Raw genomic sequence first — 23,400 nt, 5'->3', positions numbered from 1 at the left:
GGGTGGGTGAACAGATCAGGGACAAGGAGAGGGACAACAAGGGAGGACGGTGGCTCAGGCCGCTTCGTCGAAGCCGGTCTGGCGCGCCATCTTCTTGAGCTCCAGCAGCGCGTGCTTCTCGATCTGGCGAATCCGCTCGCGCGTGAGGCCATGCTGCTTGCCAACCTCCGTGAGCGTGCGCTCCCGCCCGTCGTCGATGCCGTACCGGGCCTTGATGATGGACGCGGTGCGGTCGTCGAGCCGGCCGATGAGACCCTCCAGCTCCTCGCTGCGCAGCAGTGTCATCACCGACTGCTCGGGCGAGACGGCCGAGGTGTCCTCCAGCAGATCGCCGAACTGGGTCTCGCCCTCGTCGTCCACCGACATGTTCAGGCTGACCGGGTCGCGGGCCCAGTCGAGCACATCCGAGACCCGCTCGGTCGTGGAGCCGAGCTCCTCGGCGATCTCCGAGTGCTCCGGCTCGCGGCCGTGCTCACGGTTGAACTCGCGCTGCACCCGACGGATCCGGCCGAGCTCCTCGACCAGGTGGACGGGCAGCCGGATGGTGCGGGACTGATCGGCGATCGAGCGCGTGATGGCCTGGCGGATCCACCACGTGGCATAGGTCGAGAACTTGAAGCCCTTGGTGTAGTCGAACTTCTCCACCGCGCGCACCAGGCCGGCGTTTCCCTCCTGGATCAGGTCGAGGAGGGGCAGCCCGCTGCGCGGGTACCGGCGCGCGACGGCCACGACCAGGCGCAGGTTGGAGCGGATGAAGACGTCCTTGGCTCGGGCGCCCTCGGCGGCTATCGCCTCCAGCTCCTCGCGGCTCGCCCCGGCCGCCGCGGCGTCCTCGATCGCACTGTCCAGGATCTGCTGGGCATAGACACCCGCTTCGATTGCCTGAGACAGCTCGACCTCCTTGGCCGCGTCGAGCAGCGGGGTGCGAGCGATCTCGTCGAGATACATGCCGACCAGGTCGCGATCGGCGATCTCCCCGCCTGCGGCGCGAACACTGTTGGCCCCATCAGCGCCACTGCCGGTGGCCTGATTGCGGGCGACGGCACGGGTTGCCATGCGTGCTCCCTTACAGATGGATCGGGCGCGGACTGTGGACGGATATTCCTGCCGGGTGCCCCGTCCGATGGAAACAACGACTGGAATCCGGACAGAATTCCCCTGACCCGCAGAGCATTTCGCGATCATGCAGTACCCTGTCCGGACGCACGGTGTCGATTTGCCCTTATAACACCCGGAAGTGCAGGTCAGGACGGGTACCGAGGGCGGCCCACGGGCCCTTGCCCACCTCTGCGGACCACGCGGTCCGGGCCATGGCCATCACCCCCGATGCCGACCCTTCACCGTCGGACGGCGGCGCCCGCGGTGCTCTCACCCCCGAAGACGTGCCCGGCCCGATTCTGGTTGCGTGCGCCGGAGCGCGGCCATCCGCCGAGTTGCCGGGGCCGTCACCCGGGTGTGCGCTGGAGAGTGAGAGGTCAGGGCGCCTGACTCCGGGCGCCCGCACCAGGGCGCCGACGAAGGAGAGCCCGCCATGAACGCCCCCACCGCAGCCCCGGCGCACCACCGCCATCGCCCACATCTCAGTCTCCCCCACGTCCAGGTCCGTGCGCACCCCTCCGCCTCCTGGGTGGTCCCGACCGTGCTGGGCATCCTCTATGGCGGATACGTGATGTTCATCGATCACAACCAGGGGACCCCCGCGCCCTGGGCCGGTCTGTTCGGCCTGGTGGCGGCCGTGGTCGTCGGGGCGCTCTGCTATCTCATCGGCAGGACCCAGTCCGCCTTGATGCCGGAGCTGAGGGCGGCCGCGTACGGGGCGCTCCTCGGCTGTGCCTTCGGCTTCCTGTACAGCGTGAGCGGGCACTCCGTGTTCCGCTCCTCGATGATGGGCCTCGCCGGGGGGCTGGCGATGTACGCCGCGTCCTACTACGCCTTCCGCACCCACGCCGACTGACCGCCGGACTCCAGAACAGGCCCCGTCCAGGCCCGGGACCAGGAACCCGGGCCGCGCGGCGTAGGTCCCCGGGCCCCCGCACCCGTACATCGCCGGACCGTTACGGCGCCCGGCCCCGCTGCCTAGCGTGGCGTGCATGGACGACACGAGCGGCACACTCGACGAAGCGCTGGAACGGCTGCACACCACGGGCCCCGAGCGCGGCGGCTGGCTGACCAACCACGCCCCGATGGCCGTCGAGGCCCTGGTCCGGCACGGGCAGGCCCCCTCGGTGCACCGTTGGCTCGACCTCTACGCCCACAAGCTCGAAGACATGCCGGCCCCCTACGCCACCGTCACCGACGCGAACTGGACCGAGGCGCTCGGCGACCCGCGCCGCATCACCGACTGGACCGCGTACTTCACCCGCGAGCTCGCCGACCACCCCTGGCGCGAGGTCCTCGCCCAGTGGTGGCCGCGGCTGCTGCCGGGGATCGCCGGCGGGGCGACGCATCCGGTCATCCGCGTCGGCCACGCGGTACGCACCCTCCTCCTCGAGACGGGGCAGTCCCCGACGGCAGGCCGAGCGACCGCCGGGCCCCGCGCCCACGAGCTGGCCCACGCCCTCGGCTACTGGGCCGCCCGCCACGCCCCGCTGCCGCCGCTCGGCCTGCTGCCGGGGCCCGCCCCGCGCACCCCCGCCGACGCGCTGGCCGCCGTACCGCGCATCGCCGACCAGAGCGGCGGCATCCGCGACCGGCTGGCGCGGATCACGACGTTCCCGGCCTGGCCCGCCCCCGCCCCCGGAGCGCTCGGGCCGGACGAGGCGCGAGCGCTGCTGGCCGGGCTGGTACGGGCCGCGGCGCACCGCTACGCCACCCACGCCCACGGCGAGCCGATCATGCTGGTCCACGCCGTGACCGCGCCCAACGCCGTGCTGCGCACCCTGCCCGCGCTCCCCCATGAGCTGTGGGCGGCGAGCCTGGACGCGGCATGGTCGGCGAGCGCCGCGGTGCTGGCCTCGTACGCGCCGCCCTCGGCCGTCCCGCCCGGCGAGCTGCCGGCCGTACCGGCCGGGTCGACGCCGGCCGAACGGTCCGGCGAGGTCTTCGCGCACGCCGCCGCGCACGGCGACGAGCACGTGATCAAGCTGGCCGACACGGTGCTCGATGTCGCGGCGATGCCGACCGGCGAAAGCGACGAACGCGCCCTCGCCGGGGCCCTGCGCGCATGCGCGCTCATCGAGCCGATGGCCTGATGCCCCCGTCAGCCGAACTGCACGGACCGCTTGGCCAGCCCCATCCAGAAGCCGTCGATGACGCTGCGCTGGCTGCCGAGGTCGGACTCCGCGGCGCCGAGGGTGACGAACAGTGGCGCGAAATGCTCGGTGCGCGGGTGGGCCAGGCGGCCCGCCGGGGACTTGCGCTCGAAGTCCAGCAGCGCGTCGATGTCCTGGGCGTCCAGCGCCCGGTGCCCCCAGTCGTCGAACTCCGTCGACCAGCCGGGCGGCGTCGGCCCCGTGTTCCGCAGCGCGGCGAGGTTGTGGGTGAAGAAGCCGCTGCCGACGATCAGCACCCCCTCGTCCCGCAGCGGGGCGAGCTTGCGGCCGATGGCCAGCAGCTCGCCCGGGTCGAGGGTGGGCATCGACACCTGAAGGACGGGGATGTCGGCGTCCGGGAACATCTCGACGAGCGGGACGTACGCGCCGTGGTCCAGGCCGCGGTCCGGTATGTCCTGGACGGGCGTGCCCGTCGTACGCAGCGTCCTGCGCACCCGCTCGGCGAGCTCGGGCGCGCCGGGGGCGTCGTAGCGCACCCGGTAGTAGTGCTCAGGGAAGCCCCAGAAGTCATACACCAGCGGCACGGTCCGGGTGGCCCCGAGCGCCAGCGGCGCCTCCTCCCAGTGGGCGGAGACCACCAGGATCGCCTTGGGCCGGGGCAGCCCGGCCGACCAGGCGGCGAGCTGGCCGGGCCAGATCGGGTCGTCGGCGAGCGGCGGAGCGCCGTGGCTGAGATAGAGGGCGGGCATGCGCCCGTCCGGTACGGATGAAGAAGTGGATGAGGCAGAGGAAGAGGCGGACGCGGACGGCGTGGTGGCGGCGGACATGGCGGCTCCCGAAGCCAGAACTTGAAGTCTCAAGAGAAATTTTCAGGGCACACTGTAGCCCGCACTTGTTTAAAGTTCAAGAACTGGCTCCTACAATGGACACGTGGAAGCGATGAAAACCCCCGCAGACGCCGATGAAGACGCCCGCTGGCTGACCGACGACGAGCAGCACACCTGGCAGGCCTACATCCAGACGAGCATGCTGCTCGAAGACCATCTCGACCGTCAGCTCCAGCGTGACGCAGGCATGCCGCATGTGTACTACGGCCTGTTGGTGAAGCTCTCCTGGGCGCCACGCCACCGGCTGCGGATGACCGAACTGGCCGAGGCGGCGAAGATCACCCGGTCCCGTCTCTCGCACGCCATCACTCGCCTGGAGAAGAACGGCTGGGTACGGCGCGAGGACTGCACCTCCGACAAGCGCGGCCAGAACGCCGTCCTGACGGACGAGGGGTTCGAGGTGCTGAAGAAGGCCGCGCCCGGCCATGTCGAGGCCGTGCGCGCGGCGATATTCGACCGGCTCACACCGGAGCAGATCCGCCAGTTCGGCGACATCTGCCGCATCGTCGCGGACGGTCTTCAGCCGGCGGGCGCCGACCTGCCCTGGCTGCGCTGACCCCTGCCCCGGCCGCGCCGCACGGCACGGCACGCGAAACGGCGGAAAGCCCCGCTCCTCCCGGAGCGGGGCTTTCTCATCGCACCGCGTGCGGCCCTACGACGGCCGGACGACGCGGATCAGTGCGCCATGACCGGGATCGCGTCCTCCGCCGCGCCGTCGCCGGAGCCGGTGGCCGCCGGGCCGCCGTCCTGCCGTCCGGCGTTGACGAAGGTTATGGCGATGACCGCGGAGACCACCAGGATGCCGACCGCCCACCAGATGGCGGTGGTGTAGCCGTGCACCATCGACTGGAGCTCCAGCACCTTCGGCGAGCGGGCCGTGGCCGCGTGCGACTTGCCGTACTCGTTCCCCGCGCTGGTGGCGATGGTGTTGAGGAGCGCGGTGCCGATCGCGCCGCCCACCTGCTGCGAGGTGTTGACCATCGCGGAGGCGACACCCGCGTCACGCGGCTGGATGCCATGCGTGGCCAGGCTCATCGCCGGCATGAACGCGGTGCCCATGCCGAGGCCCAGCAGCAGGAACCCGGGCAGGATCAGCAGCGGGTACGAGGTGTCCAGGTCGATCTGGGTCAGCAGCAGCATGCCGATCGCGGCGACCAGGAAGCCCGGGCCCATCAGCAGCCGGGCCGGGACCCGGGTCATCAGCCGCGTGCCGATCTGCGTCGAGCCGGTGATCATACCGACGATCATCGGCAGGAAGGACAGACCGCTCTTGACCGGGCTGTAGCCCTTCACGACCTGCATGTAGTAGGTCAGGAACAGGAACAGACCGAACATGCCGATGACTGCCAGGCCCAGCGCCAGGTACACCCCACCGCGGTTCCGGTCGGTGACCACGCGCAGCGGCAGCAGCGGCGCCTTGACCCGCGACTCGACGACCGCGAAGGCGGCCAGCAGCACCACGGCGGCGACGAACAGGCCGATGGTCAGACCGGCGGTCCAGCCGTCGCTCTCGGCGCGGGTGAAGCCGTAGACCAGCGAGACCAGGCCCAGCGTGGCCAGCAGAACACCGGGCATGTCGAGCTTGGCGGGGTTACGGCTCTCGGCGGGCTCGCGGATCACGGAGATCGCGCCGACCGCGGCGATGGCGGCGAAGGGGATGTTCACGAAGAACGTCCAGCGCCAGTTCATGTACTCGGTCAGCACACCGCCGAGGATCAGACCGACGGCACCGCCACCACCCGCGATGGCACCGAAGATGCCGAACGCCTTGGCGCGCTCCTTGGCGTCGGTGAACATCACCGCGAGCAGCGAGAGCGCGGACGGGGCGAGCAGCGCGCCGAAGATGCCCTGAAGCGCGCGGGCGCCCATCAGCATGGGCGAGTTGAGCGCGGCGCCGCCCAGCGCCGAGGCGACCGCGAAGCCGACCAGGCCGACCACGAAGGTCTGCTTGCGGCCCCACAGGTCGGCGAGGCGTCCGCCGAAGAGCAGCAGACCGCCGAAGGCCAGCGCGTAGGCCGTGATGACCCACTGCTTGTTGCCGTCGGAGATGTCCAGGGCGTCCTGGGCGGAGGGCAGGGCGATGTTCACGATGGTCGCGTCGAGCACGACCATCAGCTGGGCGAGGGCGATGAATATCAGCGCTTTCCAGCGCCGGGGATCGACGGAAGATGCCGTTTCAGGCATGAGTGGGCCTACCTAGCGGTGCGGAGAGTGAAAAACGGGACGTTTGACAGACGTGACGGACTGGCCGGCGCAACGGGGCGGCGTACAGCCATGACGCGGCGGCATGCCGGAACGGGCACGACGAGCCGTTGCTGACGACGAGAAGACTGGCGAACGAACGAGAACTAATCGGTCCAGGTCACCGGACGACGCGTGATGTGCGTCACGGACGACGCTTCAGATCCTCCAAGGTGGCCGCGGAGCCGGACAGTACGGAGCGCGCCGGGGCAGCCAGTCCGTCCAGGAACAGCTGTAGATGCCGGTGCACAAAGATGTCGAAGTTCAGGCAGGCACCGCCGGGCAGCGGCCTGGTGAGCTGGGTCAGGGCGACCATCAGATCGCCGACGTCGATGTCGGCGCGCAGCTGGCCGGAGTCGCGCGCGGCGGCCATCAGGGCGCCGATGGCGTCCTCCAGGCGCGCTTGCGCGGCGACGTGGTCGGGGTGGTTCTTGTTGATGCCGTCGGAGAGCAGCGGGCACAGCGCACCGACCCGCTCCTCGGCCGCCGCGTGGACGAAGCGCCGCAGCGCCGCGAAGGCGTCGGGCTCCTCCGCCAGGGCGGCTTCGGCCTGGCCGGCGATGCGCTCCATCACCGAGACGGTGACATGGCGCACCAGCTCCCCGCGGTCCGCGAAGTGCCGGTAAAGGGTGGCATTGCCGACCCCCGCCCGTCGAGCGATTTCATCGAGCGAGACCTCGGCCCCGTGCTCGACGAGCACCTCGCGGGCCGCCGCGACGATCCGCTCCCTGTTGCGCAGGGCGTCGGCGCGCAGCCTGGGCCGCACGGGCTGCTGAGTGGTGACGACTCCCACGGCGGCACTCCTTCCGACACGGTCCGGCACGTTCCGGCACGACGATTCGGTGTTCAACATTTCCGGGGACTCGGTCCCCGTTTGGTACGTACGGTTAAACGGGGAGGGCGTCCCCGGAAATTTCACGAGCGGACGTGACCTGCCTCACACCTGTCCGGCGGCCATGCCGCCCGGACGGAGCAGCCGTTTCCCCCGCCCGGACGCACCCCACGGGCGCCCGGACGGGCGCCGCCAGACGGTGGACTCGCCATGAAGCACTCAAGCGAGACGACTCGCCACCGTACGCGCCATCGAACGCGCCCCCGAATACGCAGGCCCCGCCGAGGCAGCGTGTTCGCCGCGACCGCCGTGCTCACGGTGACCGTGGCGGCCGCCCCGGTGGCGGTCCCCGGCCCGCCCCCGGCCGCCCCCGCCCCTCCCGTGCGCGCCCCGGCCCTGCCGGCCAATCCGGCGTACGGAGCCCTCGCGCCCTGTGCGCTGATCCCCGGCGAGGGGCTCCAGATGACCGAGGGGCTGCCGACCGGGCCCGGCTACGCCCCCAGCGCCGGGACGGTCAAGGCACTCACCCTCATGATCGACTTCCCGGACATCAAGGGCCGGGGCACCGCCCGCAAGCGCTACGCGGAGTTCTTCCCGCAGACCTCGCGCTGGTTCAAGCGCAGCTCGTACGGCCGGCTCAAGTACCGGTCCACGGCCCCGATCAAACACTGGCTGCGGATGCCGCACTCCTTCCGCAGCTACGGCATCAAGCGCGGCAGCCCCTTCGAGCCGGGCTACCGCAGGCTGGTCGCGGACATCGCCAAGGTCGCCGGCCCAAAGGTCGACTTCAGCCGCTACGACCTCGTAAACGTCCTCGTCACCCCGAACGCCGGGCCGCCCGCCGCGCGCGCCGTGCTGTCCGTCACCTACTCCGGCAACCAGCGCGCCCCGGTCGCCGACGGCGTGCCCCTGGCCAATGTCTCCTTCGTCTACAGCCGCCAGGACGACGGCTCCGGCACGCTCTCGAAGACCGGCTACCGCGTGCTCCCGCACGAGAACGGCCATGTCTTCGGACTCCCCGACCTCTACACCCGGCGGGGCGGGGAGAGCGCGGGCCACTGGGACATCATGTCCGAGGACTGGGGCGCCGGGAACGACCTGCTGGCCTGGCACAAGTGGAAGCTCGGCTGGCTCGGCGCCGGACAGGTCGACTGCGTCGCCCGCCCCGGCATCACCCGGCGGGCGCTGCGCCCGCTCGGCCGGGCGGGCGGCACCAAACTGATCTTCGTGCCGGTCTCGGAGTACGCCGGATACGCCGTGGAGGCCCGGACCAACGAGGGCAACGACGAGGCGGTGTGCAAGCCCGGCGTCCTGGTCTCCTGGGTGGACACCCAGGTGGACTCCGGCCGGGGACCGATCACCGTCGTGGACAGCACCCCGGGCAGCGGCGGCTGCACCGACGAGCGCAATGTGCACCCCGGGCTCAGCGACGCCGCCTTCACGCCCGGCCAGACTTTCACCGGCGGGGCGCTGGGCACCGGCGTCCGGGTCCGGGTCACCGAGCGCGACTCCCGCGGCGACTACCGCGTCGAGATCACGCGGTACGCCAGTGGTGGCGGCCGAGGCTGATCAGCAGCAGCTGGCGGCGGGCGGTGGCCGCCACGCGCCGTACGGCCTCCGAGTCCCCTGCACGTACGCCCTCCGGGTCCCCGGCACGTACGGTCTCCGGGTCCCCGGCCCCCGGATCCTCGGTCTGCGCCTCAAGGAACGCCGCCGCGGTCATCACCATGTGGTCCACATACAGCTGGGCGAGCATCCGGACGTCCTCCGGGGACCAGCCCTCCCCCGTCAGCTGCGGGGCGAACGCCTCGGCGGCCTCGTCCGTGAAGCGCGCCAGCTCGGCGGCTATCGCCTCCCGCACGGGCCGTACGCCGCCGTGGCGCTCGCGCGCGATGAAGCGGACGTGCGCCGGATAGCGGCGCACATGCTCGGCGACGGCCTCGACGGTGGCGTCGATCCGCTCCTCGTCCCCGTCCTGCTCGGCCAGGATCACCCGGACCATCGCGTGCAGGCTGCCCAGGGACTCCTCCACGAGCGCCACGCCCAGGTCGCTCATGTCGCGGAAGTGCCGGTAGAAGGCGGCGGGCGCCACGCCCACCACGCGGGTCACCTCGCGCAGACCCAGGCTGCTCAGGCTCTGGTCCTCCAGCAGCCGCAGCCCCGCGTCCAGGAGCGCGCGCCGGGTCTTCAGCTTCTGGGCCTGCCGGGCTCCGAGGGTGTGACTCATGTCATTCAGTAAACAACCGTTCGCCGACTTTTTCCAGCGGTGTGCGGGGGTATCCTAAAGTCAGTGAACAACTGTTTTTCCAACTGTTCACTGAACCGCACGCCATCCGCACCCCGGACCCGGATCCGACTCCCGAGAGAGGCACCCATGCTCTTCATCGTCGCGGCTCTCGCCCTGATGGGGCTCCTTCTGGGAGCGGCGGCTCACACCCCGCTCCCAATCTTCCTCACCGCCTCCGCCGCCATCGCCACCTGGCTGCTGGTCTTCTTCATCCGCGAACGCACCGGGCACAAGGAGAGCTGACCCATGGCCCTGACCGCCCCCAGCCCCAGCCCTGCCCGTACCCACACCGACTCGGCCGCGCGGCGCCGGGACGCCGACGGCATGGCCGTGGCCTCGTTCGTCCTCGGCCTGATCGGACTGCTGCTCTTCAACGCCGTCTTCGGACCGTGCGCGATCGCCCTGGCCACACTGGCGATCGCCCGGCAGACCCAGCGCCGCGGCCGGGCCCTGCTCGGCCTCGCCCTCGGCTTCGCCGACATCGTCCTGCTGATCGTCCTGGTGACGGTGGACAACACGGTCTTCTGGCAGTTCGGCTGACGCGACGTCACCCCCAGGCCCCCAACGGCCCTTCCACCCAACGGAGCCCGGAACATCTTGCACCTGTACCGGATGGGCCTCGCGCTCATCCCGGCTGCCGGGAGGGCAGTCGTCAGGCGCGCACGCCGCGTCAGACCCGCCACCGCAAGGTAGGCAGGAATCTCCCGGATTCATCCGGGAGAGCACTTCAATGCTGCGGCCCCGAGCCACTGCAAGCGGACATCGCCACCTTCGAGTTGGTCCTGGCCCGCTCCGGGCTGACCCCGACCGTGCCGCCGGAGCGCAGCGTGCTGCGGACGGTCGAGGCGGCGGGGGTTCCGGTTCTGTACTCGCGTGAGGAAGGGACCTGCGGGACGTGTGAGGCCGATGTGGTCGAGGGCGAGGTGGGCCACCGGGACTCCGTACTCACCGACGAGGAAAGGGAGTCGGGCGAGACGATGATGATCTGCGTCTCGCGCTGCCGGGGCGGCCGCCTCGTCCTCGACCTCTGATCAGCGACTTGATGCGTACGGCCGCGGAGTGGCCCCGCCCACTGGACATCGAGGTTGGTTAGGCTAACCTAACTAAGGCCTCGGGCGTTGTCCGTGGCTGCCCCCGTACGCATCGAGAGAAGGCATCCCATGCCCCGCCCCCATGCCCTCCCCCTCTCCCGCCGTGGCCTGCTCGCCGCCGGCGGCCTCGCCGGACTCGGCGCCCTGGTCACCGCGTGCGGGGGCAAAAACGGTTCGGAATCCTCCGGCGTCGAAGGCAAGAGCGGGGACAAAAGCGGCGGCGGCTCCTGGTCGTTCACCGACGACCGCAAGAAGGCGATCAGCCTCGGCAGCCGCCCCGAGCGCATCGTCGCGTACATCGGCTCGGCGGCCGCGCTGTACGACTTCGGCATCGACGACCAGATCGTCGGCGTCTTCGGCCCGACCAAGCTGAAGAACGGCAAGCCGGACGTGCAGGCCGGCGACCTCGACGTGGACAAGGTGACGTCCCTCGGCAACACCTGGGGCCAGTTCAACGTCGAGAAGTACGCCTCGCTCAACCCTCAGCTGCTGATCACCAACATGTTCGACCCCGGCGCCCTGTTCTACGTCCCGGACGAGGCCAAGGACAAGATCCTCGCCCTGGCCCCCAGCGCCGCCCTCACCACCGGCCGGGTCTCCATGGTCGAGCCCATCAAGCGCTACGCCGAACTCGCCGCCTCCCTCGGCGCCGACCTCAAGGCCAAGAAGGTCACCGACGCCAAGGCCCGGTTCGAGGCCGCCGCCGAGACGCTGCGCAAGACCGTCAAGTCGAAGAAGATCAAAGTCATGGCCTGCTCCGGCAGCGCCGAGCTCTTCTATGTCTCCAACCCGGCGGTCAACGCGGACCTGATCTACTTCCGCGAGCTCGGTGTCGACTTCGTCGTCCCGCAGAAGACGGACAAGGGCGGCTACTTCGAGAGCCTGAGCTGGGAGAACGCCGACAAGTACGACGCCGACCTGCTCTTCCTCGACAACCGCACCGCCACCCTCCAGCCCAAGGACCTGACCGCCAAGCCGACCTGGTCCAAGCTCCCCGCGGTCAAGGCCGGACAGATCACCGCGTGGAGCAGCGAGCCACGCTTCTCGTACGCGGGCGCCGCGCCGCTCATCGAGTCCCTCACCAAGGCCATCCAGGACGCGAAGAAGGTCGGCTGACCCCGGCGGTCAGCTGACCCACGGCAAGCGAAGGGAAGAGTCCGCTTCCATGACCACCGCAGCCACCACCACAGCCCCCGCCCCCGCCGCCGTCCCCTTCCGCTTCTTCGACGTGACGGTCGTCCGGACCCGGGTCCTCGGCCCGTCCATGGTGCGGATCACCTTCGGCGGCGACGCTCTGAAGGACCTCGCCTCCGGCGGCCGCGACCAGCGTTTCAAGCTGTTCCTGCCACACCCCCACCAGGACGCCCCGCTCGTGCCGGTCGAGGCGGGCCTGGAATGGTTCCCGGTCTGGCGGGCCATGGACCCCGCCCAACGGGCCGTCATGCGCTCGTACACCGTGCGCGAGCAGCGGCGCGAACCCGACGAGCTCGACGTGGACTTCGCCCTGCACGGCGCGGACGCCACCGACACGAACCGCTCCACCGCGGTGGGCGGCCCCGCCTCCCGCTGGGCCGCGAGCGCCCGGCCCGGGGATCGCGCCATGGTCCTCGGCCCGGTCGTCCCCGACAACGGCGGCGTCGACTTCCGCCCGCCGCCCGGCACCGACTGGGTGCTCATCGCCGCCGACGAGACCGCGCTGCCCGCCGTCGCCGGGATCCTCGACTGGCTGCCCGCCGGCACCCAGGCCAAGGTCTGGATCGAGGTGCAGCACGCGGAGGACCTCCAGGAGCTGTCCACCGAGGCGGACGCCGAGATCGTCTGGCTGATCCGCGACGGCGCCGACCCCGCCGAACCGCGCCCGGCCCTCGTCCTGGACGGCGTACGCGCCGCGGCGCTGCCCGAGGGCACGCCGTACGCCTGGATCGCGGGCGAGGCGGGTACGGTCCGCGCGCTGCGCCGCCACCTCGTGCGCGAGCGCGGCTTCGACCGCAAGGCGGTCACCTTCACCGGCTACTGGCGGCTGGGCGCCACCGACGACCAGCTCGTCGAGGAGGCCGTGTCCGGCACCGGCCCCGCGTCGGACGACGACTGACCACACCCCCGCGACACGCCACGGCCGGACCACAACCCCGCACCGCGCAACCCGCACCTCGTCCAGGGCATCCGTGTGCCCCCGTCCAGGGCAGTCCAGGGCACACCCATGCCCGCATCCAGCATGCCCGGATGCCCGCATGCCCCCATGCCCGCATCCAGAAGGGACAGACCGTGAGTCTCCTCGCGCACCCCGCTGAGGACCCGTCGTCAGAGCCGATACCCGGGGCGGCGGATGGCAGGGCCCACCTCTTCAACGACCGTACGGCCGAGCGCTACCGGCGCTCGGTGTCCGACGGCGTCGGCCTGGTGGCCTCCACCGTCGCCCGCACCACACGCCCGTTCACGGGCGTCACCCCCGCCGAACTCGCCCCCGAGATCTCCGGTATCGATCTGGACCGGCCGCTGGGCGACCCGGCCGCCGCCCTCGACGAACTCGAACGCGTCTATCTCAAGGACGCCATCTACTTCCACCACCCCCGCTACCTCGCCCACCTCAACTGCCCCGTGGTCATCCCCGCGCTGCTCGGCGAGGCGGTCCTCTCCGCCGTCAACTCCTCGCTGGACACCTGGGACCAGAGCGCCGGCGGCACCCTGATCGAACGGCGCCTGATCGACTGGACGGCAGCGCGCCTCGGGCTCGGCGAGGCCGCGGACGGCATCTTCACCAGCGGCGGAACGCAGTCCAATCTGCACGCGATGCTGCTCGCCCGCGACGAGGCCTGCAAGCTGGTGGAGAAGGAGACGGCGGCGGCCGGCGCGCCGCTCACCAAGCCCCAGATCCTGCCCCGGCTGCGCATCCTCGCCTCCCAGGCGAGCCACTTCTCCATCGCCAAAGCCGCCGCCGTCCTCGGCCTCGGCTACGAGGCGGTCATCCCCGTCCCCTGCGACCAGGAACGGCGGATGCGCACCGTCGCGCTCGCCCACGAGCTGGACCGCTGCCGCCGCGAGGGCCTGGTCGTCATGGCGGTCGTGGCCACCGCCGGAACCACCGACTTCGGCTCCATTGACCCGCTGCCCGAGATCGCCGACCTGTGCGCGCGGGCCGGGGCCTGGCTGCACGTCGACGCGGCGTACGGCTGCGGCCTGCTGGTCTCCCCGCGCCGCCGCCACCTCCTGGACGGCATCGAGCGCGCCGACTCGGTCACCGTCGACTACCACAAGTCCTTCTTCCAGCCGGTCAGCTCCAGCGCCGTCCTGGTGCGCGACCGTACGACGCTCAGCCACGCCACCTACCACGCCGACTACCTCAACCCGGCCCGCAGCGCCGAGCGGCTCATCCCCAACCAGGTGGACAAGTCGCTCCAGACCACGCGGCGCTTCGACGCGCTCAAGCTGTGGCTGACGCTCCGCGTCATGGGCGCGGACGCCGTCGGGGAGCTGTTCGACGAGGTGGTGGACCGGGCGGCCGAGGCCTGGCGGCTGCTGGACGCCGATCCGCGGTACGAGGTGGTCACCCGGCCGCAGCTGAGCACGCTGGTCTTCCGCTACACAGGGGGGCCGTCCACCGCGCCGCCGCCCCCTGGACTGCTGGACCTGGCGAATCTGCACGCGCGCGAGGCGCTGGCCGCCTCCGGCGAGGCGGTCGTGGCCGGGACGGTCGTGGACGGGGCGCACCACCTGAAGTTCACGCTGCTCAACCCGGAGACCTCGCTCGGCGACATCGCCCACGTCCTCGACCTGATCGCCTGCCACGCGGAGCAATACCTGTCCTCCCCGCACGCCGCCGAACCGGAGTTCACCCGGGCCCGGGCCAGCTGACCGCCTTCCACCCCGCCGGAGACCCCACGTGTCCACCGCCTCTTCCCATGACTTCATCGCCATCGGCCTGGGCCCCTTCAACCTCGGCCTGGCCGCGCTCACCGACCCCATCGACGAGCTGAACGGACTGTTCCTGGAGCGCAAGCCGGACTTCGACTGGCACTCGGGGATGTTCCTCGAAGGCAGCACACTCCAGACGCCGTTCATGTCCGACCTGGTCACCCTCGCCGACCCCACCTCCCCGTACTCCTTCCTCAACTACCTGAAGGAAAACGGCCGCCTGTACTCCTTCTACATCCGCGAGAGCTTCTATCCGCTGCGGGAGGAGTTCAACGACTACTGCCGCTGGGTGGCCGCCCGGCTCGGCTCGGTCCGCTTCGGCCAGGAGGTCACCTCCGTCGAGTACGACGAGGCCGAGGGCCGGTACGTCGTCCACACCACCGAGACGGCCACCGGCGAGCGGCACACCTGGCGGGCCGGGCGGCTGGTGCTGGGCACCGGCACCCCGCCGTACGTCCCCGAGGCCTGCCGCGGCCTGGGCGGCGACCTGATCCACAACTCCCGCTATCTGGACCACAAGGAAGCCCTCCAGGCGAAGGAGAGCATCACCGTCGTGGGCAGCGGCCAGAGCGCCGCCGAGATCTACCACGACCTGCTCCAGGACATCGACGCACACGGCTACCGGCTCGACTGGATCACCCGCTCGCCCCGCTTCTTCCCCCTCGAATACACCAAGCTCACGCTGGAGATGACCTCCCCGGAGTACGTGGACTACTTCTACGGGCTGCCCGCGCACACCCGCGACCGGCTGAACTCCGCGCAGAAGAACCTCTACAAGGGGATCAACTCCGATCTCATCAACGCCATCTTCGATCTGCTCTACATCAAGCACCGCCGCGGCCCCTGCCCGACCCGGCTGCTGACCAACACCGCGCTGCGAGAGGCCTCGTACGACCCGGCCGGCGGCTCGTACACCCTCGGGCTGCGCCAGGAGGAGCAGGGCCAGGACTTCACCCTCACCACCCAGGGGCTGATCCTGGCCACCGGCTACCGCCACCAGGTGCCGGAGTTCCTGGCACCCGTACGGGACCGCATCGCCTGGGACGAGGCCGGGCGGTTCGCGGTCGCCCGCGACTACAGCATCAACACCGCCACCGCCGGGTGCGAGATCTACGTACAGAACGCCGAGCTGCACACCCACGGCTTCGTCACCCCGGACCTCGGGATGGCCGCCTACCGCAACTCGTGCATCATCCGCGAGCTGCTGGGCCGCGAGCACTATCCCGTCGAAAAGTCCATCGCCTTCCAGGAGTTCGCGGCCCCTGAGGGGGCGCTGCGATGAGCGCGGCCCTCTTCACCCGCGCCGACGCCCGGCTCGGCCGCTTCTCCGTACGTCCCCTGGACCCGGTGGCCGACGCCGAGCTGCTGCACCACTGGGTCACCCACCCCAAGGCGTCCTTCTGGCTGATGCAGGACGCCGATGTGGCGCAGGTCGCCTTCGAGTACGGGAAGATCGCCGAGCATCCGCACCACGACGCCTTCATCGGCCTCCACGAGGGCCGCCCCGCCTTCCTGGTCGAGCGCTACGACCCGGCGCGCGTGGAGCTGGCGGGCCTCTACCCCGCCCAGGAGGGCGACGTCGGGATGCACTTCCTGTGCGCGCCGGCCGATGCCCCGGTGCACGGGTTCACCCGCGCGGTGATCACCACCGTCATGGAGTTCCTGTTCGCCGACCCGGCGACCGGGCGCGTCGTGGTCGAGCCGGACGTCCGCAACACGGCGGTGCACAAGCTCAACGCGGCCGTCGGCTTCGAGGTCGCGGGCACGGTGGCCAAGCCGGAGAAGGACGCGTACCTCAGCTTCTGCACCCGCACCCAATTCCAAGCCGCGACAGCATCTGGCGTATCTGACGCATCCGCCCAAGGAGTGCCCCAATGAGCCCCCGAGACGCCGTCGCCCATCTCACCCCGGCCCTCTGGGAGCGGGCGGGCCGCCTCCTCATCCGCAAGGCGCTCGCCGAGTTCGCCCACGAGCGCCTGCTGACCCCCGAGCCCCTGCCCAATACCTCCGGCCATTACGCCGTCACGAGCGACGACGGCTCGGTGGCCTACCGCTTCGCGGCCCGCCGGCTGGCCCTGGACCACTGGCTGGTCGACGCGGACGGCATCACCCGCCACGACACCCGGGACCGCTCCGAACTCCCCCTCGACGCGCTCGACTTCTTCCTGGAGCTGCGCGGGCGGCTCGGGCTCGGCGACGCGATCCTGCCGGTCTATCTGGAGGAGATCAGCTCCACCCTCGCCGGCACGGCGTACAAGCTCGGCGGCGAGCCGCTCGGCGCCGCCGAGCTCGCCAAGTCCGACTTCCAGACGGTCGAGACCGGCATGACCGAGGGCCACCCCTGCTTCGTCGCCAACAACGGGCGGCTGGGCTTCGGGGTGCACGAATACCTCTCGTACGCCCCCGAGACCGCGAGCCCCGTCCAGCTCATCTGGCTGGCCGCCCACCGCGACCACGCCACCTTCACCTCCTCCTCCGACCTCGACTACGACGGGCTGATCGGCGGCGAGCTGGGCGAGGCCACCCTGGCCCGCTTCGCCGGCACCCTGACCGGACTCGGCCTCGACCTCGCCGACTACCGCCTCATTCCCGTCCACCCCTGGCAGTGGTGGAACAAGCTGTCCGTCACCTTCGCCGCCGAGATCGCCCAGCAGCGCCTGGTGTGCCTGGGCAGCGGCGACGACGCGTACCTCGCGCAGCAGTCGATCCGTACCTTCTTCAACACCGACAACCCGTCCAAGCACTATGTGAAGACGGCCCTGTCCGTCCTCAACATGGGCTTCATGCGGGGCCTGTCCGCCGCCTATATGGAGGCCACCCCCGCCATCAACGACTGGCTGGCGGGCCTGATCGCGGGCGACGACCTCCTCCGCGCCGCCGACTTCTCGATCATCCGCGAGCGGGCCGCCATCGGCTACCACCACCGGCAGTACGAGCGGGCCACCGACAAGTACTCCCCGTACCGCAAGATGCTGGCCGCGCTGTGGCGCGAGAGCCCCGTCCCGACCCTGGAACCGGGCCAGCGGCTGGCCACCATGGCCTCCCTCCTCCACACCGACGCAGAGGGCGGCGCTGTCGTCAGCGCCCTCGTCGAGGAGTCGGGCCTGCCCCCCGCACGCTGGCTGCGCCGCTACCTGGACGCGTATCTGCGGCCGGTGCTGCACTGCTTCTACGCGTACGACCTGGTCTTCATGCCGCACGGCGAGAACGTCATCCTCGTCATCGAGGACGGCGCGGTGCGGCGGGCGATCTTCAAGGACATCGCCGAGGAGATCGCCGTCATGGACCCGGACGCGGTCCTTCCGCCGGCCGTCGCGCGGATCCGGGTGGAGGTCCCCGAGGAGCTGAAGCTGCTGTCGGTCTTCACCGACGTCTTCGACTGCTTCCTGCGTTTCCTCAGCGGCATCCTCGTCACCGACGGCCTGCTGGAGGAGGAGACCTTCTGGCGGACGGTGGCGGAGTGCGTCTCGGACTACCAGGCGTCGGTGCCGGAGCTGGCGGAGAAGTTCGAGCGGTACGACATGTTCGCCCCCGAATTCGCGCTGTCCTGCCTGAACCGGCTCCAGCTGCGGAACAACCAGCAGATGGTGGACCTCCAGGACCCGGCCGGGGCGCTCCAGCTGATCGGGACGCTGGAGAACCCCATCGCGCGGTTCAGGGGGTAGCGCTCGGATCGCTGAGGGCGGCGGAGCCGAATATGGAGCGGACCTGCTCCAGCGTGTCGGCGGACGGCCGGTTGAGGCAGACGGACACGGCGATCAGCTCATGCGGCCGGGACGCCCCGGCCGCACGCCGGCCCACCAGCTCACGCGTGCCGCCCGCGCGGCGGCAGGAGTCGCCGGGCGGCGTGTCCGCCAGCCGCGCCCCCTGGCCGATCTTCTCCGGGGACTCCGTGCGCCCCGGCCGCAGGACCATGACCCCTTCGCCGCGCCGCAGCCCGCCAGGCACCAGGCAGTAACGCCGGAGGTCCGTACACCGGTCCTCGCCCACGGCCTCCGGCCGATTCCCGGCGAGCCCTACCGGCCCCAGATCCCCGGCACCCCGCACGACCAGGCCGCTCCAGCCGTCCGGCAGCCGGACCGTCAGCCCGTCGAGGCCGGGATAGCGAAACGCGGAGCCGACGGCGGTAGGCGAAGCGGCGGGCACCTGGTGCATAGCGCCGCTGTCCCCGGGGCCGGCGGCCGGGCCCTGCCCCAGCACGGCCAGCGTGACACCGGCCACCACTCCCCCGGCCACCCCGGCGGCCCCGACCGCCCCGGCCATCCGCCGCCGCCGTCGCCGTACCACCAGCTGCCGGACCCGCCCCATGCGCTGGGCGGGGGCGGGCAGCCGGGGCACGGCCCGCTCGAGCAGAGCCCGCAGCGCCGCCTCACGGCGGGCGTCACCGCCCTGACCAGGCAGAAAGCGCCCCGTCTCGTCCGGCTCACCCATGGCGCTCACAGCCCTCCACCAGCTCGGCGGCGGGCAGCAGACCCTGCAAGGTACGCAGCGCCTTGGACGCCTGGCTCTTGACCGTGCCGGTGGAGCAGCCCAGCACCCCGGCGGTGTCCTCCACGCTCAGGTCCTCGAAATAGCGCAGCACCACCACCGCCCGCTGCCGCACCGGCAGCCGGCGCACCGCCGCCGCCAGAGACTGCTCCAGATCCACCCCCTCGAACTGATCCGGCACGGCCCGCGTATCCGGCACCTCGTCGTGCGGCACCTCCCCGCGCCAGCGCCGCCGCCACCACGAGGCATGCGTATTGACCAGCGCCTTCCGTACGTACGCCTCGGGGTTCTCCGCCGCGATCCGCCGCCACTTCGGCCACACCTTGGCCAGCACCGTCTGCAACAGATCCTCGGCCAGGTGGGCGTCCCCCGTCAGCAGCCAGGCGACCCGCAGCAGCCGAGGCCCGCGCGCGGCGACGAACTCCTCGAAGCCGGGCGTTGCGCCCCTCACTGTCGTGTCCTCGCCATCGCGCCCCTGTCCGAACCGTGTCTTTCACACATGGTGAACGCCATGACGCCGGTACCGGGTTGCCTCCCACCCCAAATCCGCCAACCGGCCGCCAACCAGCACCCCCGCACATCAGCCCTGCGGCCCCCACGGCGCAACCGCTACACTGGCGCCGGTGCGCGCTGCGGGAGCAGAGCGTCGCGCTCCGTACGCCTCCGTGGGGCTTGATCGAAACTCTAAGAGCGCAGGTCAGAGAGGGCCGCCTCTCTGCACTCAGAACGCGCTTCGGGTGATCTGGGAACGCTGTCGGCATTGCCGCAGGTCACGGCCCGTCGCCTGCATCCGTACACACCTCTCGGGCACGCAGCGGCGCGACGGTTGAGCCTTCCGCTCCATGCCTATCGCTTTCATTCGCTCCGACGCCCCTCAGGGGCGCCGAGGTGGCCATTGCCGGACTCTCAAGGCATGAGAGGTATCGCAACCCGCCGACACAGCCACTGCTCACAAGAAGTTGCCGTCGTTGACGAGCAGGAGCGTGTCTTACTCAGACGCTCGCCCAGTGAGAGGGCGTGGAAGCCATTGAGGGCGACAGTGGTCCGCCTCCAGCCGACCGGTTTCTCCCTCATGCGAATCCAGGACCCCCTGTTCACTCACTGGCACTTGGCCGCAACTCCCGTGTTCGGCAATTACACGCCCCCTCCGGCCCCACCGACGCAGGTCGCCACCAGGCACATTTTCGTCGTCCGTCGGAGCCGGGTGAGAGATCTCACGATTCGTCGTCACTCCAGCACGTCACCAGATGCCGTGTATGCCTGGCATCCCCTGACCGAGGTCGAAGGTGACCTGAGTGTGCACCCGCAAGAACTCGGATCGTTTCTGCGGGGATATCTGGAGGGATGGATTCCCGATGGCGCCATCACTCTCACGGGATGAACGACTCACAGGAAATCAGCGAATGAAGTGGGAAGTTGAGGAGCAGGACGATGTCCCACGCCGAATACCGCCACCAGGCACCTCGCCACGATTCCCTATCTTTGGACATCAGGACCATTCTCGCGGGTGCGAGGCCCCCTGAGGCCCTCTCCATCGACCAACACCGCTCACATGGCCTGATCGTCACCGATCACAGCAATTTCGTGAACGTCGAATGGTTCGCTCCCCGGACCTTGAGGCGCGCCGCAGCTAACGAGCAACTCTCAGGCCTACCCATGGGCAGGGCAGACCGTGCCCACGAGGCGGCTCGACGTCATCTGCATGCGGCCGTATTCGGCATCCCCACGGAGCTCGGCTACCTCGTCGAGGCCGACCCGTCAGGCCGCACGGGGACGATGACCGTTCGCACTGGCCAGGCGACCACCGCCGTCGGCTTCGCTGCGGACCTCCGACGAACCCTGGCCGAATGCACAGCACCTACCGCCGACGGCCAGCAACCGTCTCCGCAAAGCCGCAACAAGAATACCGACGTCGCTGACTCTCATGACCTAGACTGGTGTGTACTTGCACCACCACGAGGCATGTGTCGACTCAACCGGCACGGAGGGACGGGACCCATGGCGACGTGGGATCATTTCGGCATGCCCCGGAGCAACAACGACCAACTGCCGGCGACGTACATCGCCTCCGGCGAGTGGCCGTACGCCCGGCTCGTCGAGGACGCCCCCGTCAGCGCGCACTACGGCCAGGCCTTCGCACGCAACCTGGCGACGGCCATGGCGGCCTCCGAGATCGGCCTGCGCACGCTCGGCGACAAGGCGGGCGTCTCCCACGCCACGATCAGCCGGCTGCTCCGGGGGATGGTCCTGCCCGACCTGGGGACCCTGGCGCGACTGGAAGTGGCACTGGGTAAGAGCTTGTGGCCCGGGCCAGCCGCTTGGACTGGAAGAGACCGCAAGTTCTGAGCAGCCGCTCAGAACATGCCTGGGAACGTCGTCCCCATCTCACCGCGCAACATGCGCCCGCCGTGTCCGTCTGGGTCCCTCAGTAGCCCTCAGCATTGTCAGTGACGGGAGGTGCCGTCAAAAGCCGGGTGCCCGACAGTGTGGCAGGGCGCCGACCAAGGCGGACACCGATCCAGTACGGCTGGAGGTTGCATGGCCCTCGACAAGCGACGGGTGCGTACCGCGGTGGTCGGCCACGCCGATTCCGACTCCCTGTGGCCCTTCCGATGGAAGCGATAGAACTCGACGACTTCCGGGCTCGCCCTGCCGACCAGACCTTCTGGTGCGGCGTGTGGCTGGGCGGTTGTGGACACGGTCTCATTAACAAGCTCTACACCGATCGCCCAGGACGACCTCGTTCAGGGGTTCTATCCGGTTTGATCACATGAGCCGAGGGTGGTCAGCGGTCGGGTGCCGTCTCGGAAGTGCTTACACAGGCTGGCAGCGATGTTTTGCCGCAGCCGGTCAGGCGGAGGGTGTCGATGGCCCGCAGTGCGGCCATGGCCTGGGCGCGGTCCCTGTGCGCTTGTCCGATCGGAGGATGTAGTCCGGGTGCAACCGTTCCGCAATGAAGGTATCCGTCGCAAACAGATCTACTCGTCTTGCACGAGTTGCATGGGCCCGTCTTCGCCGGGCGCAAGCACCTGGAGGAACTGACCGGAAGACGTCATGACGTAGCAAATCTCGGTGTCGCCATCGATCCTGGGCGGGGAGACTCCGGCGCGGAGCCGCTCTTGTCGCACCGCCACTGACTTACCCAAGTCGCGCCAACGGCCCTTGAGCTCAACCTGGGTGAGGCGTTCGGTCAGTTCGGTCGCGACCACATCAGCGTCCTCCAACTCTTTAACTTGCGCCTCCACAAACTTGTGCAGTGCGACGTAAGGGTTGGTGGGATCCACGAGCGCTACCGACGCCGCGTTGGCAACCATTGCCTTGCGTCGTATCGCAATCGCGGCTCGCGCCAAATGAAGCTCCCGGACGAAGTGGTCAACCTCCTTCGCCTCGCCGCCAAGAGTCTCCTCCAGACGGCGATAGTCGACCCTGCCGTCGTCATCCATCAGCTCGTCGATGACGCCGCGGTGCTTCTCCAGAAACTGCTGAGAGCGGTAGAACTCGTCGTCTGCACTCTTCAGGGCGAGCTCAAGATTCGGATTGTGGCCGTCAAGCATGAGGCTGATCGCGCGGGACAACTGAGCATCGGCTGACCGCTGATCCTTGATCCGTTCGGCGTAGTGACGTTCCTCTTGGCGACTCAGGATGGCATCAACTCGACGTTGGAATAGACGCTGTTCACGTTGAGCCACCATGTCTACCGCCAGGACAGTTGCGGCGACGGCCAGCACCGGCCAACCTGCCGCGACTGCTCCTCCAGCAACGACAGGCTTCAGAACGGCATGTGTTGTCTTGCCGCCGCTGCGAGAGAACCCTCGGAACCCAGACGTTCCGGCGGCCTTGACGAGCTCTGCCCCCTTTGGCAGCACCACCCGGAACAACGTCGGGCTCTTCGGATTGAGGGCCTCCACTAGCCCGGCCACCACCTGCTGAAGAGCCGCCGCGTTCACGGGCACAGTCCGGAACTTCGCGACCTCCGGCTCGCTGATCGGGTAGTACTCGACAGCGACTGGCGCCGCTGCGGCCTCGAGCGCATCCCAGATCGCGGCGGACGTCGAGCCCACGGATCGGAGAACGTCCTCGGGGACCAGAAGCCCTGCTGGGGGAAACTCGGGCCGAACTTCGACCACTGCCGTGGCGCTTGGTGCAGTGTGTCCGCCAGAGGCGGTGGTGATCCTTCGCGAGAATCTCCAGAGCAGCCAAGCGGTGACAAGCACTGCGATAGCGACGACGGCGACCAACTCAATAGGCATTGGCATCAAGCCAGGTCACGTCCTTCGCCAGGCTGCGATGGTTGGTGCAAACCACACCCGAGCATAGCGAAGATCGCCGCCATACCGGGATCGCGCTTGCGTCGAACGGGGCGCGGAAGACCTCGGCCCCCTACCCAGTGCTACAGCGGCAGGTGACTGCTGACCGTGTGCCGTTGAGCGGTCATGCTGACCGTTGCAGC

General features: G+C 69.9%; 21 protein-coding genes and 2 pseudogenes. 15 read left to right on the top strand and 8 right to left on the bottom strand.

What is annotated here, in order from left to right:
* Positions 1-54: 54 nt before the first annotated feature.
* Entirely contained in the window at positions 55-1,056 is a 1,002-nt protein-coding gene (locus tag ACH4S9_RS08725) for an RNA polymerase sigma factor RpoD/SigA (RefSeq protein WP_385342564.1), read from the bottom strand.
* Positions 1,057-1,531: 475 nt separating this feature from the next.
* Here ACH4S9_RS08725 and ACH4S9_RS08720 point away from each other — a divergent pair, with 475 nt between their 5' ends.
* Positions 1,532-1,954, top strand: coding sequence for a hypothetical protein (locus ACH4S9_RS08720; RefSeq protein WP_361183138.1), 423 nt, complete (start codon positions 1,532-1,534; stop codon positions 1,952-1,954).
* Positions 1,955-2,090: 136 nt separating this feature from the next.
* On the top strand, positions 2,091-3,191 hold the full coding sequence (locus tag ACH4S9_RS08715) for a questin oxidase family protein (RefSeq protein ID WP_398370752.1): 1,101 nt from the start codon (positions 2,091-2,093) through the stop codon (positions 3,189-3,191).
* Between the two features lie 8 nt (positions 3,192-3,199).
* On the opposite strand, the gene ACH4S9_RS08710 is transcribed toward ACH4S9_RS08715, so the two are convergent.
* Entirely contained in the window at positions 3,200-3,961 is a 762-nt protein-coding gene (locus tag ACH4S9_RS08710) for a dioxygenase (RefSeq protein ID WP_398370750.1), read from the bottom strand.
* A 181-nt stretch (positions 3,962-4,142) separates the two neighbouring features.
* Between ACH4S9_RS08710 and ACH4S9_RS08705 the strand changes: the two genes are divergently transcribed.
* A complete protein-coding gene (locus ACH4S9_RS08705) occupies positions 4,143-4,655 on the top strand; it encodes a MarR family winged helix-turn-helix transcriptional regulator (protein ID WP_385342560.1) in 513 nt (170 codons plus the stop codon).
* A gap of 119 nt (positions 4,656-4,774) precedes the next feature.
* On the opposite strand, the gene ACH4S9_RS08700 is transcribed toward ACH4S9_RS08705, so the two are convergent.
* Positions 4,775-6,283, bottom strand: a complete 1,509-nt coding sequence (locus ACH4S9_RS08700; protein WP_398370748.1) for an MFS transporter — start codon at positions 6,281-6,283, stop codon at positions 4,775-4,777.
* Positions 6,284-6,485: 202 nt separating this feature from the next.
* Positions 6,486-7,133, bottom strand: coding sequence for a helix-turn-helix domain-containing protein (locus ACH4S9_RS08695; RefSeq protein WP_311726458.1), 648 nt, complete (start codon positions 7,131-7,133; stop codon positions 6,486-6,488).
* Positions 7,134-7,382: 249 nt separating this feature from the next.
* Between ACH4S9_RS08695 and ACH4S9_RS08690 the strand changes: the two genes are divergently transcribed.
* Positions 7,383-8,741, top strand: coding sequence for a M6 family metalloprotease domain-containing protein (locus tag ACH4S9_RS08690; protein ID WP_398370745.1), 1,359 nt, complete (start codon positions 7,383-7,385; stop codon positions 8,739-8,741).
* Here the strand turns inward: ACH4S9_RS08690 and ACH4S9_RS08685 are convergent.
* On the bottom strand, positions 8,707-9,399 hold the full coding sequence (locus ACH4S9_RS08685; RefSeq protein WP_398370743.1) for a TetR family transcriptional regulator: 693 nt from the start codon (positions 9,397-9,399) through the stop codon (positions 8,707-8,709). The two genes, ACH4S9_RS08690 and ACH4S9_RS08685, sit on opposite strands and share 35 nt — an antisense overlap.
* A 147-nt stretch (positions 9,400-9,546) precedes the next feature.
* Between ACH4S9_RS08685 and ACH4S9_RS08680 the strand changes: the two genes are divergently transcribed.
* The 10 genes and pseudogenes from ACH4S9_RS08680 (at position 9,547) to ACH4S9_RS08635 (ending at position 18,127) form a co-directional block, all read left to right on the top strand.
* The gene (locus ACH4S9_RS08680; RefSeq protein ID WP_398370741.1) at positions 9,547-9,702 is read left to right on the top strand and encodes a hypothetical protein; all 156 of its coding nucleotides are present in this window, start codon (positions 9,547-9,549) and stop codon (positions 9,700-9,702) included.
* Positions 9,703-9,705: 3 nt separating this feature from the next.
* Complete coding sequence (locus ACH4S9_RS08675; protein ID WP_385342551.1) at positions 9,706-9,999, top strand: DUF4190 domain-containing protein; 294 nt, start codon at positions 9,706-9,708, stop codon at positions 9,997-9,999.
* A 39-nt stretch (positions 10,000-10,038) separates the two neighbouring features.
* Positions 10,039-10,152 (top strand): annotated as a pseudogene (locus ACH4S9_RS08670) (RNA-guided endonuclease TnpB family protein); the annotation flags it as partial.
* Positions 10,153-10,175: 23 nt separating this feature from the next.
* Positions 10,176-10,490: pseudogene (locus ACH4S9_RS08665) on the top strand (2Fe-2S iron-sulfur cluster-binding protein); the annotation flags it as partial.
* 129 nt (positions 10,491-10,619) lie between these two features.
* Positions 10,620-11,666, top strand: coding sequence for an ABC transporter substrate-binding protein (locus ACH4S9_RS08660; protein WP_311726463.1), 1,047 nt, complete (start codon positions 10,620-10,622; stop codon positions 11,664-11,666).
* 49 nt (positions 11,667-11,715) lie between these two features.
* Complete coding sequence (locus ACH4S9_RS08655) at positions 11,716-12,642, top strand: siderophore-interacting protein (RefSeq protein WP_398370738.1); 927 nt, start codon at positions 11,716-11,718, stop codon at positions 12,640-12,642.
* A 173-nt stretch (positions 12,643-12,815) separates the two neighbouring features.
* Entirely contained in the window at positions 12,816-14,402 is a 1,587-nt protein-coding gene (locus ACH4S9_RS08650) for a pyridoxal phosphate-dependent decarboxylase family protein (protein ID WP_398371791.1), read from the top strand.
* A 28-nt stretch (positions 14,403-14,430) separates the two neighbouring features.
* Complete coding sequence (locus ACH4S9_RS08645; RefSeq protein ID WP_398370736.1) at positions 14,431-15,744, top strand: lysine N(6)-hydroxylase/L-ornithine N(5)-oxygenase family protein; 1,314 nt, start codon at positions 14,431-14,433, stop codon at positions 15,742-15,744.
* The gene (locus ACH4S9_RS08640; protein WP_398370734.1) at positions 15,741-16,340 is read left to right on the top strand and encodes a GNAT family N-acetyltransferase; all 600 of its coding nucleotides are present in this window, start codon (positions 15,741-15,743) and stop codon (positions 16,338-16,340) included. The genes ACH4S9_RS08645 and ACH4S9_RS08640 overlap by 4 nt, the downstream gene beginning before the upstream one ends.
* Positions 16,337-18,127 (top strand): IucA/IucC family protein, encoded by a 1,791-nt coding sequence (locus tag ACH4S9_RS08635; protein WP_398370732.1) that lies wholly within the window; start codon positions 16,337-16,339, stop codon positions 18,125-18,127. The genes ACH4S9_RS08640 and ACH4S9_RS08635 overlap by 4 nt, the downstream gene beginning before the upstream one ends.
* On the opposite strand, the gene ACH4S9_RS08630 is transcribed toward ACH4S9_RS08635, so the two are convergent.
* Complete coding sequence (locus ACH4S9_RS08630; protein ID WP_398370730.1) at positions 18,117-18,902, bottom strand: hypothetical protein; 786 nt, start codon at positions 18,900-18,902, stop codon at positions 18,117-18,119. The two genes, ACH4S9_RS08635 and ACH4S9_RS08630, sit on opposite strands and share 11 nt — an antisense overlap.
* Positions 18,886-19,401 (bottom strand): SigE family RNA polymerase sigma factor, encoded by a 516-nt coding sequence (locus tag ACH4S9_RS08625; RefSeq protein ID WP_311726470.1) that lies wholly within the window; start codon positions 19,399-19,401, stop codon positions 18,886-18,888. The genes ACH4S9_RS08630 and ACH4S9_RS08625 overlap by 17 nt, the downstream gene beginning before the upstream one ends.
* Before the next feature lie 1,571 nt (positions 19,402-20,972).
* Here ACH4S9_RS08625 and ACH4S9_RS08620 point away from each other — a divergent pair.
* Positions 20,973-21,296: a helix-turn-helix domain-containing protein gene (locus ACH4S9_RS08620; RefSeq protein ID WP_398370728.1), complete on the top strand. Its 324-nt coding sequence runs from the start codon at positions 20,973-20,975 to the stop codon at positions 21,294-21,296.
* Positions 21,297-21,928: 632 nt separating this feature from the next.
* Here ACH4S9_RS08620 and ACH4S9_RS08615 read toward each other — a convergent pair.
* Positions 21,929-23,011, bottom strand: coding sequence for a hypothetical protein (locus ACH4S9_RS08615; RefSeq protein WP_398370726.1), 1,083 nt, complete (start codon positions 23,009-23,011; stop codon positions 21,929-21,931).
* Between the last annotated feature and the right edge of the window lie 389 nt (positions 23,012-23,400).

Source organism: Streptomyces sp. NPDC021225 (genome assembly GCF_044332865.1).
GTDB lineage: Bacteria > Actinomycetota > Actinomycetes > Streptomycetales > Streptomycetaceae > Streptomyces.
This window is presented reverse-complemented; position numbering and strand designations above follow the sequence as displayed.

Bases quoted from the DNA above. Each gene is read 5' to 3' on its own strand.
- ACH4S9_RS08715 (WP_398370752.1), top strand. From the start codon at position 2,091: ATGGACGACACGAGCGGCACACTCGACGAAGCGCTGGAACGGCTGCAC.
- ACH4S9_RS08685 (WP_398370743.1), bottom strand. From the start codon at position 9,399: ATGAGTCACACCCTCGGAGCCCGGCAGGCCCAGAAGCTGAAGACCCGG.
- ACH4S9_RS08640 (WP_398370734.1), top strand. From the start codon at position 15,741: ATGAGCGCGGCCCTCTTCACCCGCGCCGACGCCCGGCTCGGCCGCTTC.
- ACH4S9_RS08620 (WP_398370728.1), top strand. From the start codon at position 20,973: ATGCCCCGGAGCAACAACGACCAACTGCCGGCGACGTACATCGCCTCC.
- ACH4S9_RS08635 (WP_398370732.1), top strand. From the start codon at position 16,337: ATGAGCCCCCGAGACGCCGTCGCCCATCTCACCCCGGCCCTCTGGGAG.
- ACH4S9_RS08720 (WP_361183138.1), top strand. From the start codon at position 1,532: ATGAACGCCCCCACCGCAGCCCCGGCGCACCACCGCCATCGCCCACAT.
- ACH4S9_RS08660 (WP_311726463.1), top strand. From the start codon at position 10,620: ATGCCCCGCCCCCATGCCCTCCCCCTCTCCCGCCGTGGCCTGCTCGCC.
- ACH4S9_RS08700 (WP_398370748.1), bottom strand. From the start codon at position 6,283: ATGCCTGAAACGGCATCTTCCGTCGATCCCCGGCGCTGGAAAGCGCTG.
- ACH4S9_RS08655 (WP_398370738.1), top strand. From the start codon at position 11,716: ATGACCACCGCAGCCACCACCACAGCCCCCGCCCCCGCCGCCGTCCCC.
- ACH4S9_RS08690 (WP_398370745.1), top strand. From the start codon at position 7,383: ATGAAGCACTCAAGCGAGACGACTCGCCACCGTACGCGCCATCGAACG.
- ACH4S9_RS08710 (WP_398370750.1), bottom strand. From the start codon at position 3,961: ATGCCCGCCCTCTATCTCAGCCACGGCGCTCCGCCGCTCGCCGACGAC.
- ACH4S9_RS08675 (WP_385342551.1), top strand. From the start codon at position 9,706: ATGGCCCTGACCGCCCCCAGCCCCAGCCCTGCCCGTACCCACACCGAC.
- ACH4S9_RS08725 (WP_385342564.1), bottom strand. From the start codon at position 1,056: ATGGCAACCCGTGCCGTCGCCCGCAATCAGGCCACCGGCAGTGGCGCT.
- ACH4S9_RS08680 (WP_398370741.1), top strand. From the start codon at position 9,547: ATGCTCTTCATCGTCGCGGCTCTCGCCCTGATGGGGCTCCTTCTGGGA.